We start from the raw sequence: 15,491 nt of genomic DNA on the forward strand, positions 1-15,491 counted from the left end.
GAACCGAGGCATTTAGTGTTTTATCTGTATTTTTATTGGTCTGATCGGTATTTTTCAGCACTTTGTATGCATAAAACCTGCCTTACAGCGTGCTGCCGTCACGCCATTTTTATACGCCGAGCACCGCGCTAGCAAGCACAATTCGCCATTCCTGCCGGATGCCGCCGAAAATGACTTTATTCACCCGTCCCACTCTGAAAAAGAAGCCATTTTGGCGGGGCTAAATTGATTTTACGGACCAGGACTGTCCCGCCTGCGGCAGGCCAGCGGGCGGGAAAATCTCGACAAAATATAACAACTTGATAAAAAAGGCTCGGATGAGCCGGATAAATGACGGCAGAGATAACTGTTATTCAATAAGTAGTGATAATGTGTCGTTTCCCCGAATTTTGTGACCGAGGCCCCAATGTTGTTGAATGTGCTGCTGATCCTGTTACCACTGGTGATCGGCTATCTTATCCCGCTCTCCTCCACCCGACTCATCAAGCTGGTCAATCAATCCCTTGGCAAGATGGTCTATCTCATCCTGTTTCTGATGGGGTTGGGGCTGGCTTATGTGGATAACCTCGGCAGCAACCTGGCGGTGATCTTCAAGGTAGCGGCAATCATGCTGGCCTCGGTCACGGCCTGCAACCTGCTGGCACTGTGGTGGCTGGACAAACGCAGCCCGCCGACCCACGAGGCCATCGATGCCAACATGCCGAGCAAGCTGCGCATGCTGTGGGAATCCCTGCAGCTCTGTTTCGTGGTGCTGGCCGGGGTGGGGCTGGGCCTGCTGTTCAATCTGCGCGTCCTGCCCATCGAGCGCCTGAGCGAATGGGCCCTGATGCTGCTGTTGCTGCTCATCGGCATCCAGATGCGCAACTCCGGCATGCGGCTGCGCCAGATCCTGCTCAATCCCTGGGGCATGAAGATAGCCGCGACCGTGATCCTGAGCAGCTGGCTCGGCAGCCTGCTGGCCGCCCAGTTGCTGGACATGCCGCCGCACCACGCCCTAGCACTGGCCTCCAGCTTCGGCTGGTATTCGCTCTCCGGCATCCTGGTGGCGGACAAGCTGGGCCCGGTGCTCGGCTCTGCCGCCTTCATCAACGATCTGGGCCGGGAGCTTATCGCCATCCTGATCATTCCCATGCTGATGCGCCGTCACCCCTCCGCCGCCATCGGCTATGGCGGCGCCACCGCACTGGATTTCACCCTGCCGGTTATCCAGAAATCCGGCGGCATCCAGGTGGTGCCGGTGGCCATCGTCTCCGGTTTCATACTAAGCCTGCTCGGCCCAATCCTTATCCTGGGCTTCCTCTCGATCTGATGCTATGGACGCGAGCGTCCAATCCGAGTCGCGGATCCGCGCCAGCCTGCCGCCATAGGCAAGGGCTGGCAGATCCGCTAGGCTCAGCCACAGTCGCCTTCATATGGTCCACTGCCATCTCATGAACTATCTGGCTCACCTGCATCTGGCCGCTCACACCCACAGCTCCCTCACCGGCAATCTGCTGGGGGATTTCATCAAGGGACCGTTGCCAACGGCCCTGGGCCCCGTCTTTGACGAGGGGATCTGGCTGCATCGCAAGATAGATGCCTTCACCGACGCTCACCCCGAGCACAGGGCCGCCGTCGCCCGCTTCGAGCCGCCCTGGCGCCGTTTTGGCGGCATTCTGGTGGATATGCTCTATGACCACTGGCTTAGCCTGCATTGGCAGCAGTTTCACCAAGCGACCCTGCCCCATTTTCTGCGCGAGAGCTATGGCCGCGTGCTGGCGGATCACGCCTTGCTGCCGGATGGGTTGCCGCTGCCGCTGCGCCGGATGGTGGAGCAGGACTGGATAGCCTCTTATCGCCACCGGGAAGGGCTGGCTCAGGCCCTCAATGGCATCGGCCGCCGGCTGCGCCGCCCACTCCCGCTGGGCGAGGCACTCGCGACCCTGGACGCGCCCCGCTGGCAGGCCTGCGAGCAAGGTTTCCTGCGCTTCTATCCCGAGTTGATGGCCTTTAGCGAGCAGCAGCTGACGAGCCACAGGCGCGGCTCCCCCTCATAAAAAAACGCCCCGAGCGGGGCGTTTTTTTATCAAAGTTCGACAGGGCTTATTCGGCCTGTTCCTTCTTCTTGCGAATGCTTAGGCCCAGCTCACGACCACGCTGGCGGGCGTAGTAGATGGTGCCGACGAAAGCGAGGGTAGTGAACACCAACTCCACCACCGCCAACCAGCGCTCTCCCTCATCCGTGGTGATGAGCGTCAGGGCGTGCAGGAAATAGGGCATCAGCACGAAGTTGCCCCAGGCGTGGGTGTAGGGGTTGCCCTGCACTATGCCCTTGAGCGGGAACAGCAGCGGCAAGGTCCAGATCACCGGCAGCAGCCAGGGATTGAGATCCGGGTGAGGCGAGAGCCACAGATGCCACAGCAGGACCCAGACCAGCAGGCCGAAGAAGCCGACCAGGGTCAGCAGACGGGCGAAGCGGGTGCTCACTTGAGGATCTCCAGTACCAGCTCCGGCGGGCGGCCGAGGCGGGCCTGACCGTTGCTGATGACGATGGGGCGCTCAATCAGCTTGGGATGCTGGTGCATGGCGGCGATCAGCGCATCACCCTCTTGCTCGGCCAATCCCAGCTCCTTGTAGAGATCGTCCTTGGTGCGCATCAGCTGGCGCGGATCGCTGAAACCCAGCTGGCTCAGCAGGGTGCGAATTTGTGCCTCGCTCGGCGCTTGTTCCAGATAGAGCACCACCTCGGGGGCGATCCCGCGCTGTTCCAGCAGGGCCAGGGTTTCACGGCTCTTGGAGCAGCGTGGATTGTGGTAAATTTGGGTCTCACTCATGGTAACTCCCTGATGAACGCAAGATGGGACAAGAAACCGCGCTATTGTAGGGGAAACGGCTGCGCAGGTTAAGCAGCAGGGGAGAAGAAATGAAACGAATTTGTTGGCTGATTGTGGCCACCGTGCTGGGCGGATGTTCACCGGCCCCCAGTTTTACCGATGCCGCGGGCAAACCGGTCAGCCTGACCGATTTTGCCGGCAAACCGCTACTGGTCAACTACTTCGCCCCCTGGTGCGCCCCCTGCCTGCGGGAGATGCCGCTGCTGGCGGCGCTGCACAAGGAAGGTGAGATAGGGGTGCTCGCCATCAACTATGATCCCGCCTCCCCCACCGAGCTGACCGCCCTAGCACGGCAGTATCAGATCGCCGTGCCGCTGATGATCCCCGTCGATGAACACCGCCTCCCTTTCTCCAGGCCGACCATGCTGCCCACCAGCTATCTGCTCGACGGCCATGGCACACTGCAGGAGACCCTGGTAGGAGAACTCGACAGCCAGAAACTGGCCAGTATCAAGGCCCGACTATTGATGCCGAGGCAGTGAAGGCAACTATTCAACAATAATTTAAAGACATTAACGTCCGTTCAATAGATAAAAATTAGAATATTAAACTATACAAATAAGACGGGGTGCCTCTCGGCACCCCGTCTCGTTTTATCGCTGATAGGCAAGTTAGCCCTTCAGGCTGTCCAGATCCTTCTTCGCCCGCTCCAGCTGAGTGATGCGCGCTTCGATGCGGGCCAGGGTCAACTTGTCGCTGGTGGTGCCACGGGCCACCACCAGCTCGTCGATGGCCGCCTGATAGTCACCGCGCAGGGAGAGGGTCTCCGCCCGCGCCATGTGCAGATCCGTCATCCGGCCGGACTTGCGATAGGCATCGGACAGCAGCGTCCAGGCCAGGCTGTTCTCCTCGTGCTCGCGGGCGTAAGGGTCCAGGATGGCGATGGATTTCTTGTAATTGCCCCCTTCCAGATAGGCGTTACCGAGGTTGATCACCACCACCTCGTTGTCCGGCATGCGGGTGCGGAAGCGCTCCAGTCGGGCGATGGCCTGGGCGTTGCGGCCCTTGGCGAGATCGATGTCGGTCATGGCATCCACCATGAACAGGTCTTCCGGATGGCGCGCCGCCAGCTCCTGCATCAGCTTGTCGGCCTCATCGGTGCGCTTGAGCTGCAACAAGGCCAGCGCCTTGCCATAAATGGCGGCGTCTTTGATGGGGTAATCCCCCTTCTGCAAGCGGGCATCGAAGTAGCTGAGCAGTGCCTGCGGGGTCTCGGTGCCATAGCGCACCTGGATGCGCACCTTGGCCAGCCAGAAGTCGAGGCTGGGGGGCAAGGTTCGCTGGCCATAGCTGCCGGCGCGGGCGCGGGCTTCGCTGATCCGAGTCTCGGGCAGGGGGTGAGTGAGCAGCATCTCCGGTGGCTTGCTGGCGTAGCGATACTCGGCCGCCAGTTTCTGGAAGAAGGTCGCCATGCCCATGGGATCGAAGCCGGCATCGTACAGCGTCTTCATGCCGATCCGATCCGCTTCGTATTCGTTGTCGCGGGTGTAGTTGATGGCCGACTGCATCGACAAGCCCAGCGTGGTCTGCAAGGCAGCAATCCCGGCGGTGGGGTTGATCACCGCCAGCGCAATGGAGCCCACCAGCCCGGCCAGGGTCATGGCGGAGCTGCTGGCCTGCGCCTCCATGTATCGGGCGATATGGCGCTGGGTCACGTGGGTGATTTCGTGCGCCAGCACCGAGGCCAGCTCGCTTTCGCTGTCGGCGTAGAGGAACAGCCCGGTGTGCACCTTGACCCGGCCGCCCAGGAAGGCGGCCGCGTTGATGCTGGAATCGTTGATCAGGAAGAAGGTAAACGGAAAACGTACCCCATCGGCGTTGGTGAGCAGTCGCTGACCGAGATCGTCGATGTATTCGCTCAGCACGGGATCGTCGATGATGGGCAAGCCCGCCCTGGCGAAGCGCATGAAAGCATTGCCATAGCGCACTTCCTGCTCGATGGGCAGGGCCGCGACGCCGGCGGTGCCGATGTCGGGCAGCTGGTTATTCGCCTGAGCCTGAAAAGTCGCACTCATCAGGGAAACCAGCAGAGGAAGCGATGCCATCAAGGGGGAAAAACGGGCCACAGTGTTTCTATCTCCATCAGAAGGGGCTTCGGCAGAATACCCTTGCCCATCAAGGCCCACAAGCGTTGTTTCATACTCTCATCACGGCCATAATAGCGGCCATCACGCACGATGGAGCCCTCCCTGATATGGAACCCCAATGGGAACAGCTCGACCTGACCCCCTGGCGTTGCCCCGAGCCCCTTATTCGGCTCAAACTCTGGTTGCGCACCGCCTACCCAGGCCAATCCCTGCTGATCCTGCTGGCCGACCCCGGCTCCCGGCAGGACATTCCGGCCTGGCTGCGTCGTCAGGGCCATCAGGTGCTGCCCGTGCAAGAATCACCCACCTGCCTCTCGTTGCAGTTGGTGGTCGGCGCCATGCCATCGGCATAAGCCCGCTCATTGCCCCAGTCATCTAAGGAAGTCTTGATGTTAGAAGTCTTGAAGCGCTGGTACCAGACCCGGTTTTCCGATCCGGCGGCGGTCAGTCTGTTCCTGCTGCTGGTGTTCTGCTTCGGCGTGCTCTGGCTGTTTGGCGACCTGCTGGCGCCGCTCTTGGTGGCGCTGGTGATGGCCTACCTGCTGGAGTGGCCGGTCAGCCGACTGCAACGCGCCGGGCTCTCCCGCGCACCGGCCACCGGCCTGGTATTGCTGCTATTTCTCACCCTGACCGTGCTGGCTCTGCTCGGGCTCATCCCGACCCTGGTGAGTCAGGGCATCAACCTGGCCAAGGAGTCGCCGTCCATGCTGGCCCACGCCCAGGACTATGTGCGAGCGTTGCCGGAGAAATACCCTGACGTCGTCGACGTCAGCCTGGTCGAGACCCTCATCGATAACATCCGTCAGCGCATCCTGGCGGGGGGCGAGCAGTTGGTGAGTGCTTCCTTGAGTTCGCTGGTCAACGTGGTCGCCATCCTCATCTACGTCATCCTGGTGCCCTTGATGGTGTTCTTCATGCTCAAGGACAAGCAGATACTGATGGGCAGCCTGCGCCGCTTCCTGCCGCGCAATCGCACCCTGGTCAACCGGGTCTGGGTGGAGATGAACGATCAGATCATCAACTACATCCGCGGCAAGGTGATCGAGATCCTCATCGTCGGCATCGCCACCTACATTCCCTTCGCCCTGATGGGGCTGCGCTACTCTGTGCTGCTGGCGGTGGCGGTCGGGTTGTCGGCGCTCATTCCCTACATCGGGGTCGCGGTGGTCACCGTGCCCGTCGCCATGGTGGCGCTGTTCCAGTGGGGACTGACCCCCGACTTTGCCTGGTTGATGGTGGCCTATCTGGTGGTGCAGGGGTTGGACGGCAACCTGCTGGTACCTTTGCTGTTCTCCGAGGCAGTCAACTTGCACCCGGTTGCCATCATCATCTCAGTGCTGGTATTCGGCGGCCTCTGGGGTTTTTGGGGCGTGTTCTTCGCCATCCCGCTCGCCACCCTGGTCAAGGCGGTGCTCAATGCCTGGCCCAAGCGGGATGATCAGCCCCACCCTGCGGCCTGATAGCGGTATTGATGAGAGGCGCCAGCCTCTCTTTTTTATCTGTGTGGCCAGGGCGTGACGACAAAGAGATCCAGCTAACACCCACTCTCAACCATCGGGATACCCAGGGTGGGCGAAATGTTGCTATCGACTTGAATTTAAAATAAAAACAGGCTTCACTGACAGCATCGTCAGCACCATAAATGCCCCCAGCCGTGGCCCTCGACTAAAAGGATGTTTCCATGCCCCCTCTTCGTGCCTTGCGCCATGCGCCTCTCGGCTGCCTGTTGACCCTGTTGCTCGCCCCCACGGCCCGGGCCGAGATCGATCTCGGCTCACTCGATGTGTTCGCCCAGGACAGCCCGACCAGCCCGGTGCCCAAGGGGCTGGTGCTGGGGGGCGCGCTCATCGGCGGCAATGCCCGCTACCAAGGCCAGGACGACACCGCCCTGGCGGTGCCGGGGTTCGTCTACTTCGGCGACCAGTTCATGTTCCTCGGGGACAGAGCCCGCTACTACTTCCACAAGGATGACAGCTTCGCCGCTTACGCCTATGGCCGGATGCGCTTTGGCAACCTGGATCCCGACGATGCCCCTGAGCTAGCCGGCATGGAGGAGCGCAAATGGGAGCTGGAAGGCGGCGTCGGCGCCAGCCTCATCACCCCCTACGCCCTGCTCAGCACCCGCCTCAGCACCGACGTGACCGGGCGCAGCAACGGCCAGGAACTGCTGCTGTGGGCCGACTTCCCCATCATTCGCGACAAGTTGCTTATCATGCCCGGCATGGGGGTGATGATCCGCAGCAACAAGATGGCGAACTACTACTTCGGCGGCGTCTCGGGCAGCGAAGCGACCGCCCAGCGTCCCGAGTGGGATACCGGCACCACCTTCTCCCCCATGGCCGCCCTCATCACCAGCTACCGCTTCAGCCCACACTGGATCGGCATGTTTGCCGCCAACTATGAGCTGTATGACAACGATGTCGAGAACAGCCCCATCGTCCAGCATCAGGGCGAACTCTATGCCGGCTTCGGGGTTGGCTATATCTGGTAGCGCACGGCATCAGCCTGCAAGCAGTCAACAAAAAGGGAGCCCAAGGCTCCCTTTTTGTTATTCGGCTTTCGCCCATCACAGGGTGGCGAGAAACTCCGCCAGCGCCTGATTGACGAACGCCGGATTCTCCAGGGTCGAGATGTGACCCGCCGCCGGGATCTCCTTGAAGGGACAGGCCAGGGTCTCGGCCATCAGGTAACCCTCCAGCACCGGGCGCGCCTTGTCCTCGCAGCCGGTCATCACCAGGCTCGGTACCCTTATCTCTTCGAGCCACTCCATTCGGTCTTCCCGGCTCACGAAGCTACGACCGACCGCTACCAAGCTCGCCACCTTGGCGGCCGGCCAGGCGGCCAGCCGCGCCTTGAAGCCGTCCATCAAGGCAGCATCCGGCTGATGGGCAAAGAACAGCGGCGCCACCTGCTCGATGATGGGCGCGGGCAGGCTACCAAGCTGCTCGATGGCGGCCAGCATGGCGAGGTAGCGCTCGCAGGGGATCTGGGGCTCCCAGCCGACGAAGGTATCCATCAGCACCAGTCCCTTGAGACGCTCGGGCGCGGCCCTTGCCAACTCGACGCCCCACATGCCGCCGATGGAGAGACCCACCAGCACGCACTCGTCGACGCCAAGGGCATCGAGCAGCGCCAGATGGTCGCGGGCCAGGGTTGCCAGGGTGCAGGGTCCCTCGGGCAGCACATCAGAGTCACCGTGGCCCCACAGGTCGGGCACGATGCAGCGGTATTGCCCCTTGAGCGCCTCGATTTGCGGCGCCCACATGGCGCTGTCCCACAGATAGCTGTGACCAAACAACAGGACCGGGCCCTGACCTTCGTCCAGATAGGCCAGTTGGCGACCTGCTATCTCCATCAATTGTTTCATGTTTTCTCCTGTTGCCGGCAAAGGGGGCGGCAGTGTAACACGCAGGTACTGACCCTGGCCTCCCCTTCGGGGTGAGACGCTGTGTCTCGGCCAGCGCCGAGCGTTCAGATACCGATACCGACCCGATGGGCTGGCAAGAAAACCCCGGCCAAACGTCCCTTTGCCACCCCTTTTGCCACACGCCAGATAACAAAAAGCCGGTCTGACGACCGGCAAAAAGGCATTGAATACAAGGAAAACCCGAGCACACTCACGCGCGGATATAACGGGCCGTACGCGGGAAGGCTTGCTCTTTGGCATCAAACAGGTAGCAGGCTTCGGCCGGAATGCCAACGCTGTAGGCCTGACCGGTGGCCACGTCGATGTCGGAATGCGCCTTGACGGTAAAATCGTGCCCCTCCACATCCATGTAGACGAAGGACTCGGCGCCCAGGTGCTCGGCCACCTGAACGATGCCGGTCACCTTGCTGTGGGCATGGGGATGATCCAGGGTCACCAGATGCTCGGGGCGAATGCCCAGCTCCACCTTGTCACCGACGGTGCCGCGACGGGCATCCACCCGCACCCGTACCATATCGCCGGAGGTGAGCTTGACCATGCACTCCTGCTCGCCAATCTCGGCCAGCTCGCCGGTGAGGAAGTTCATCTTGGGAGAGCCGATGAAACCGGCGACGAACTTGTTGTCCGGGTTGTGGTACAGCTCGAGCGGGGTACCGAACTGCTCCAGGTTGGACTCGGCGCCCTCCTTGAGCGGGCTCAATACCACTATCTTGTTCGCCAGGGTCATGGCCTCGACCTGATCGTGGGTCACGTAGATGATGGTGGAGTTGAGCTCCTTGTGCAGCTTGGCGATTTCGATGCGCATCTTGACCCGCAGCGCGGCGTCCAGGTTCGACAACGGCTCGTCAAACAGGAACACCTGGGGCTGCTGGACGATGGAGCGGCCGATAGCCACCCGCTGGCGTTGACCGCCGGAGAGCGCCTTGGGCTTGCGATCGAGCAGGGGCTCGAGGCCGAGGATCTCGGCGGCGCGCATCACCCGCTTGTGGATGTTCTCCTTGTCCATCTTCTTGAGTTTGAGGCCAAAGGCCATGTTCTCGTAGATGTTCATGTGCGGGTAGAGGGCGTAGGACTGGAACACCATGCCGACGTTGCGCTCCACTGGCGGCACGTCGTTCATGTAGCGGCCGCCGATGGTCAGCTCACCGCTGGTGATGTCTTCCAGACCCGCGATCATTCGCAGCAGGGTGGACTTGCCACAACCGGACGGGCCGACGAAGACGATGAACTCCCCTTCCTTGATGGCCAGGTTGATGTTGCGCAGCGTGTCTTTGTGGACCGCCGGATCGTAGTTCTTGCGAACGTTGTTGAGTACTACTTCAGCCATGACGAGCTCCGCTCTTGAATCTTTGCAAATCGTGATGACGGGGGGAGAGGGCTCCCCCGGCCATTAACCTTAACCTTTGACGCCACCGGCAGTGAGACCGCCTACCAACCAGCCCTGTGATGGACCAGCAGGAACACCCGGTATTGGCAGAGTGTCGGAAGTGATGAGCTTCCGATACGCCCATTAACCTTTGACGCCACCGGCAGTGAGACCGCCTACCAACCAGCGCTGTGCCAGCAGGAACACCACGGTGATCGGCAGACCAGACAACACTGCTGCTGCTGCAAAGTCACCCCACAGATAGTTCTGCGGATAGAGGTATTGCTGGGCACCGACCGCCAGGGTCAGGTTGTTCACATCCTGCAGCAGGATGGAGGCCACGGGCACCTCGGTGATGGTGCCGATGAAGGCCAGAATGAACACCACCGCCAGAATGGGCACCGACAGGGGCAACAGAATCAGCCGGAACGCCTGCCAGGGGGTCGCACCATCGATGGCCGCCGCCTCCTCCAGGGAGGAGTCGATGGTTTCGAAGTAGCCCTTGATGGTCCAGACGTGCAGCGCGATGCCGCCCATGTAGGCCAGGATCAGGCCGCCGTGGGTGTTGAGACCCAGCCAGGGCACATAGTCACCAATCTTGTTGAACAAGGCATAGATGGCCACCAGCGCCAGCACCGCCGGGAACATCTGGAAGATCAGCATCCCCTGCAAGATGGTCTGCTTGCCACGAAAACGCAGGCGCGCAAAGGCATAGGCACAGGTGGTCGACAGCGTCACTATCATCAGCGCGGTGATACCCGCGATCTTGATGGAGTTCCACAGCCAGGTCAGCACCGGGAACGGCGGTGGCGTGATGCTGCCATCGGCGTTGGTGATGGACATGCCAAGGGCCAGCTTCCAGTGATCCAGGGTCGGATTGGAGGGGATGACCTCCCCCACCGAGAAGTTGCCGTTCCGAAACGAGATGGCGATGACCATGATCACCGGGAAGATGATCAGCGCGAGGAAGGCCCACATGACCAGGTGGGTTGCCCACACCCGGTATTTGACTGATTTGGGTTGTACGATAGCCATTTTAGAGCCTCCTTACAGCTTGTCCGCTTTGGACAATTTCAGGTTGAGCAGTGCAAGCGCGCCGACGATCAGGAAGATGGCGGTGGCGATGGCACTGGCCAGACCGTAGTCCTGACCACCCGAGCCCTGGAACGCGATCCGGTAGGTGTAGTTCACCAGCAGATCCGTGGTCCCGGCCGGAGTACTGGCCCCAATGATGTCCGGCGCCCCGTTGGTCAACAACTGGATGAGTACGAAGTTGTTGAAGTTGAAGGCAAAGGATGCAATCAACAGCGGCGTGAGCGGCTTCATCAACAGCGGTACCGTGATCTTGAAGAAGTTCTGCACCGGACCCGCACCGTCCATGGCGGACGCCTCATAGAGATCTTCCGGGATGGATTTGAGCAAGCCCATGCAGAGGATCATCATGTAGGGGTAGCCGAGCCAGGTGTTGACGATGAGGATCATCATCTTGGCCAGGAAGGGGGTGGTGTACCAGTCCGGCTTGATGCCAAACGCCGCTTCCAGGAACAGGTTGATCTCACCGAAGTTCTGGTTGAACAAGCCCTTGAACACCAGGATGGAGATGAAGGCCGGTATTGCGTAGGGCAAAATCAGCATGACCCGGTAGAAACCACGGCCCTTGAGTTGCTCCCACTGCACCAGACAAGCCATCACCATGCCGATGGCCAGGGTGAAGATCACCGAGGTGGCGGAGAAGATCACGGTCCAGACGAAGATCTGCATGAAGGGACCCTGGATACCCGGGTCGGTCATGATGCGCACGAAGTTTTTCCAACCCACGCTCACCACGAAACCGGGGGCCATGCCCTTGCCGACAAACTGTCCCTGCTCGTCGATGTATTGGTAGAAGCCGGTATCACCATTGGGCAGCATCAGCTCGCCACTCTGGTTGTCACGCAGCAGATTGCTGTCCTTGATCACCACGCCGGATTTCAGCACGGCGCCATCCACCAGCTGGCTGTAGAGCGGTTTCTGGGCGGCAAACTTGCGCAGGCTGCTCATGGTCAGATGGATATTGCCATCGGGCAACACCAGATCCAGCGCATTGAGATGAGTACGATGATCGACGATGGCACGGATGGGTGCCGCCTTGTCGATGGCTTCCCCGTTAAGGGGTTGCAGTTGCACAACCTCGGCCTCGTCACGCACCTTGCCCTCACGGACGGCCAGGGTACGGGCCTTGTTGTTCAACAGATGAAGAGGTTGGCTGATGAAGGACTGATCATCCTGTTGCAGCAGCAATGTAAATTGATCGTTCTCACCACCCAGCAGGGTGAAGTCGAACTCACCGCCCGCCACCTTGTAGATTTTTTTCAGATGGTAATCCCGCGCCTGCTCGAGGGAGAGCAAGTTGGCACCTGAATAGTTGGTGAAGGCGATGCCGATCGTGTAGGCGAGAGGGAAGATGATGAACACCACCATGCCTGCCACACCGGGAAAAATATAGCGGTGGGCATAGGTCTTCTTGTTCATGAAGACATACAGACCGACGGAGACAACCACCAGATCCAGCAGGGCGAACACCCACTCACCGCTGGCATACATCATCACGGCCGCATAACCGTTCAAGATGGCTACCAAGGCAGCGATGGTCCACTTAAGCCAGGAGTGCTTACTCTTCGGACCGGCATAGGATTCAATAGAAGGTACAACTTCCATGCCAATTAACCTTTATAACGCCAAGAGAGAGTTGAGAGTGGGAGGCCCGAAGGCCTCCCGGGTAGTGCGTGCTTACTGAACGATACGCTTGGCAGCGGTATCCAGGGCTTCGTCAACGCTCTGACGGCCGGAGGTGACGTTCTTGAGGGCAGTTTCGAAGGAAGACCAGAAACGACTCATCTCAGGCACAGACGGCATCGGCTCGCCATTCTGGGCGTTCTGCATGGTGGCCTTGATGTTGGCGTCGGATTCCAGGGTCTTCTGGAAGGACTTCAGTGCCACGGCGCCCAGCGGTTTGTCGGCGTTCACCGGTGCCAGACCTGCGTCGGTCAGCAGATAGTTTTCCAGGAACTCGATGGCCAGGTCTTTGTTCGGGCTGGCGGCGTTGATGGTCGCACCCAGTACGCCGACGAAGGCCTTGGCTGGTTTGCCATTCAGGGTCGGCAGCGGCGCTACACCGTACTTGATGCCGCTCTTGTCCAGGTTGCTCCAGGCCCAGGGGCCGTTGATCATCATGGCCACTTCACCCTTGTTGAACTTGGCATCCATGACGCCGTAGTCGATGCCCTTCTCCAGGTGACCGGACTTGATCATCTCGGAGATGTAGCCGACGCCAGCCTTGGCACCTGCGTTGTTCACGCCGGTGTCTTTCACGTCATAACCGGTCGCGGTTTTCTTGAAGGCGTAACCACCGTTGGCAGCCACCAGCGGGTAGCTGAAATAGGGGGTGTCATAAGCCCACATGATGGCGCGCTTGCCATTTTTCTTCAGATCTTCGTCGATCTTGGCGATCTCTTCGAAGGTCTTGGGCGGGTTGGGCAACAGATCCTTGTTGTAAATCAGGCTGACGGCTTCAACAGCCACCGGGTAGCCGTAGGTCTTGCCATCGACGGTCATGGCATCCCAGGCGAACTGCTCGAACTTGGCCTTGGTGGCCGCGTTCGGCGTCACCGGCACCAGCAGACCGGCCTTGACCCACTCACCGTAACGGTCGTGAGCCCAGAAGAAGATGTCCGGGCCGTTGCCGGTGGCAGCGGCTTGCTGGAATTTCACTTCAACCTGATCCGGGTGAGCGACGGTGACCTTGATGCCGGTCTCGGCTTCGAATTTCTTGCCTACTTCGGCCAGGCCGTTGTAGCCCTTGTCACCGTTGATCCAGATAGTCAGCTGGCCTTCGTCAATTGCAGCAGTGGCTGAGCAAGCCACACCCAGAGTAGCCAGACCGATCAGGGATGACAGCAATTTCTTTTTCATGAGCCTTTCCTTGTATGAGTTCCGCGCTGTAAGAGCATTGTGTGCAGATGAATATTATCTCAAGCGGTCAATGCCTCACATGACACGCATCGCATTTTTGAAATGCAATTACGTATTTTCTTCCAGAAAGTTCTGAAAACATTTTCTTATTTCCGTGAATAAAGGGGGTTTATTCGCAGATCTTCGGCGGCAACGAGAAATTGAATTACCTAACGGTAATAAACTTACATCAATGAAAGGGGTTTCACCCCAATGAAAACCCTTTCAACTCCATTATTTTGTTTAATGTGTTAACAAAGTACCGAGTCGGTTTCGAAGCGCGCCACCCCCTTAAATAAAAAGACACCACAGCGGGCTGTGGTGTCTTTTTACGAGAAATGAAGCGTGGATCACATTATGACTGGCGCAGCAGCTGATCCTTGAGGTTGGGCGGTACGCCGCGAATGGTCAGGGTATCGGTCTGCGGATCGTAAAACACGCGGCTGTTCAATAACTTCTGCTCGAAACTCAGGGTCAGGCCGCCGCCGGAGCCGACGAACTTGGTCAGGCCACGCAGGGTCGATCTGTCTGGCGGGAAGCGCTCTTCCAGCTCATATTCCTGGCCGATGAAGCTGTAGAAGTCGAGATCGCCCTCTCCTGGCAATTCCGCGGAGAGCTCTTTTATTTCAATCTCTTCACCGGCACTGGCCTGCTCGCTGCAGTATTTGAACACCTGCTTCTTGTAGTCGTTGCGCTCGGCGGGTTCGAGCTGGCGGCTGTCGCAATAATCGTCCACCGCCTGCAGCAGGCCTTTATTCTGGATCTTGGCATCCATGCCCTCACGGGCGCCCAGATAATCCATGAAGAAATCCCCCAGCTTGCGACCCACTCGCCCCTTGCTGAAGGTGATATAACGGCGGGATTCTGGCTGGGTCTTCCATTCAGTCAAATCGATGCGGGCCACCAGATTGAGCTTGCCGATATCCAGATAATGGATGTGACGCAAGTCCAGGGTCTCGCTGACGGTGACGCTCTCCTTGCCTTCTAGCAAGGCAATCAGCAAATAATCGACGCCGACGAAGTTGTATTTGGCAAACAGCAATACCCCTTGCTCATCCAGGGCGTGTTCCACCAGATTCTTCACCAGCAACTGGGTCATGGCCACCGAGAAGGGAACAAATTCGGTCTGCTCGCCGAGCAGTTGCTCGAGGGCGATACGAAACGCAGGAGACGGCTGTTTGGGGGCTTCCTCGCCATCAGCCAGCTCGGCCACGGCCGCCTCAGGGTCGGCGAAGAAACCGAAGCCCTTGCCGCCCTTGCCGTTATAAATGCGATGCAGCTCCGCCATCAACCCTTGCACCGCCTCGTCTGCGGGCAGGGTCTGGCTGCGGGTATCGGCGTGGGGTTGACCATCGTGGCCAGGCCGCAGGGAGTGAAGAATGATCTTGTCGATATCGAGACTCATGTCACAAAGCCATAGTGTTAGCCGAAAGGGTGAAGTATTATAAGGCGCTTTGAACCGAGATGAACTGAAGATTATGCCCATCGTATCAAAGTACACAAACCAGCAATTTGATGACCTGATGAATGACCTGATCACCGTACTGGAGAAGCACAAAGCGCCAGTCGACCTCAGCCTGATGGTGCTGGGCAATCTGAGCACCAACATCATCAACAACATGGCGCCGGCACAGCGTCAGGCCATTGCTGACAAATTTATCCAGGCTCTGACTTCTTCGGTCGACAATCGCCACGACGCACATTGAGTCGCCGACTTTTTTGACGTTTCTCTATACGCAGATGGATCA

At 59.4% G+C, this 15,491-nt stretch carries 16 protein-coding genes; 7 read left to right on the forward strand and 9 right to left on the reverse strand.

Annotated features, from left to right (window positions below; translation table 11 throughout):
* Nucleotides 1–406 precede the first annotated feature (406 nt).
* Both BN1137_RS10040 and BN1137_RS10045 read left to right on the forward strand, forming a co-directional pair.
* Nucleotides 407–1,309 (forward strand): LysO family transporter, encoded by a 903-nt coding sequence (locus tag BN1137_RS10040; protein WP_050718463.1) that lies wholly within the window; start codon nt 407–409, stop codon nt 1,307–1,309.
* A 121-nt stretch (nt 1,310–1,430) separates the two neighbouring features.
* Complete coding sequence (locus tag BN1137_RS10045; RefSeq protein WP_050718464.1) at nt 1,431–2,036, forward strand: acyl carrier protein phosphodiesterase; 606 nt, start codon at nt 1,431–1,433, stop codon at nt 2,034–2,036.
* 46 nt (nt 2,037–2,082) lie between these two features.
* Here BN1137_RS10045 and BN1137_RS10050 read toward each other — a convergent pair whose 3' ends face one another.
* Together BN1137_RS10050 and arsC are read right to left on the reverse strand one after the other, a co-directional pair.
* Nucleotides 2,083–2,466, reverse strand: a complete 384-nt coding sequence (locus BN1137_RS10050; RefSeq protein ID WP_050718465.1) for a DUF2069 domain-containing protein — start codon at nt 2,464–2,466, stop codon at nt 2,083–2,085.
* Nucleotides 2,463–2,813 carry an arsenate reductase (glutaredoxin) gene (gene arsC / locus BN1137_RS10055; protein ID WP_050718466.1) on the reverse strand — a complete coding sequence of 117 codons (351 nt, stop codon included), beginning with the start codon at nt 2,811–2,813 and terminating at the stop codon, nt 2,463–2,465. The genes BN1137_RS10050 and arsC overlap by 4 nt, the downstream gene beginning before the upstream one ends.
* 59 nt (nt 2,814–2,872) lie before the next feature.
* Here arsC and BN1137_RS10060 point away from each other — a divergent pair, with 59 nt between their 5' ends.
* Entirely contained in the window at nt 2,873–3,355 is a 483-nt protein-coding gene (locus tag BN1137_RS10060; protein WP_050718467.1) for a TlpA family protein disulfide reductase, read from the forward strand.
* A gap of 129 nt (nt 3,356–3,484) precedes the next feature.
* On the opposite strand, the gene bepA is transcribed toward BN1137_RS10060, so the two are convergent.
* The gene (gene bepA / locus BN1137_RS10065; RefSeq protein WP_408605543.1) at nt 3,485–4,939 is read right to left on the reverse strand and encodes a beta-barrel assembly-enhancing protease; all 1,455 of its coding nucleotides are present in this window, start codon (nt 4,937–4,939) and stop codon (nt 3,485–3,487) included.
* 128 nt (nt 4,940–5,067) lie between these two features.
* On the opposite strand from bepA, the gene BN1137_RS10070 reads away from it, so the two are divergent.
* The 3 genes from BN1137_RS10070 to BN1137_RS10080 all read left to right on the forward strand — a co-directional run bounded on the left by BN1137_RS10070 (nt 5,068) and on the right by BN1137_RS10080 (nt 7,451).
* Nucleotides 5,068–5,313: a sulfurtransferase TusA family protein gene (locus BN1137_RS10070; RefSeq protein WP_050718469.1), complete on the forward strand. Its 246-nt coding sequence runs from the start codon at nt 5,068–5,070 to the stop codon at nt 5,311–5,313.
* Between the two features lie 36 nt (nt 5,314–5,349).
* The gene (locus BN1137_RS10075) at nt 5,350–6,420 is read left to right on the forward strand and encodes an AI-2E family transporter (RefSeq protein ID WP_050718470.1); all 1,071 of its coding nucleotides are present in this window, start codon (nt 5,350–5,352) and stop codon (nt 6,418–6,420) included.
* Nucleotides 6,421–6,641: 221 nt separating this feature from the next.
* Nucleotides 6,642–7,451, forward strand: coding sequence for a MipA/OmpV family protein (locus BN1137_RS10080; RefSeq protein ID WP_050718471.1), 810 nt, complete (start codon nt 6,642–6,644; stop codon nt 7,449–7,451).
* Nucleotides 7,452–7,526: 75 nt separating this feature from the next.
* On the opposite strand, the gene BN1137_RS10085 is transcribed toward BN1137_RS10080, so the two are convergent.
* From BN1137_RS10085 to yejK, 6 genes are all read right to left on the reverse strand, one after another.
* Nucleotides 7,527–8,327, reverse strand: coding sequence for an alpha/beta fold hydrolase (locus tag BN1137_RS10085; RefSeq protein WP_050718472.1), 801 nt, complete (start codon nt 8,325–8,327; stop codon nt 7,527–7,529).
* A 250-nt stretch (nt 8,328–8,577) separates the two neighbouring features.
* Nucleotides 8,578–9,714, reverse strand: coding sequence for an ABC transporter ATP-binding protein (locus BN1137_RS10090; protein WP_050718473.1), 1,137 nt, complete (start codon nt 9,712–9,714; stop codon nt 8,578–8,580).
* Nucleotides 9,715–9,897: 183 nt separating this feature from the next.
* Nucleotides 9,898–10,788, reverse strand: coding sequence for a maltose ABC transporter permease MalG (gene malG / locus BN1137_RS10095; protein ID WP_050718474.1), 891 nt, complete (start codon nt 10,786–10,788; stop codon nt 9,898–9,900).
* Nucleotides 10,789–10,800: 12 nt separating this feature from the next.
* Nucleotides 10,801–12,450 (reverse strand): maltose ABC transporter permease MalF, encoded by a 1,650-nt coding sequence (gene malF, locus BN1137_RS10100; RefSeq protein ID WP_050718475.1) that lies wholly within the window; start codon nt 12,448–12,450, stop codon nt 10,801–10,803.
* A gap of 72 nt (nt 12,451–12,522) precedes the next feature.
* Nucleotides 12,523–13,704 carry a maltose/maltodextrin ABC transporter substrate-binding protein MalE gene (malE, locus tag BN1137_RS10105; protein ID WP_050718476.1) on the reverse strand — a complete coding sequence of 394 codons (1,182 nt, stop codon included), beginning with the start codon at nt 13,702–13,704 and terminating at the stop codon, nt 12,523–12,525.
* A 394-nt stretch (nt 13,705–14,098) separates the two neighbouring features.
* Nucleotides 14,099–15,148, reverse strand: a complete 1,050-nt coding sequence (gene yejK, locus BN1137_RS10110) for a nucleoid-associated protein YejK (protein ID WP_050718477.1) — start codon at nt 15,146–15,148, stop codon at nt 14,099–14,101.
* 73 nt (nt 15,149–15,221) lie between these two features.
* On the opposite strand from yejK, the gene BN1137_RS10115 reads away from it, so the two are divergent.
* Nucleotides 15,222–15,449, forward strand: a complete 228-nt coding sequence (locus tag BN1137_RS10115; RefSeq protein WP_050718478.1) for a YejL family protein — start codon at nt 15,222–15,224, stop codon at nt 15,447–15,449.
* The last annotated feature ends 42 nt before the right edge of the window (nt 15,450–15,491 follow it).

This window comes from Aeromonas tecta (assembly GCF_000820185.1).
GTDB lineage: Bacteria > Pseudomonadota > Gammaproteobacteria > Enterobacterales > Aeromonadaceae > Aeromonas > Aeromonas tecta.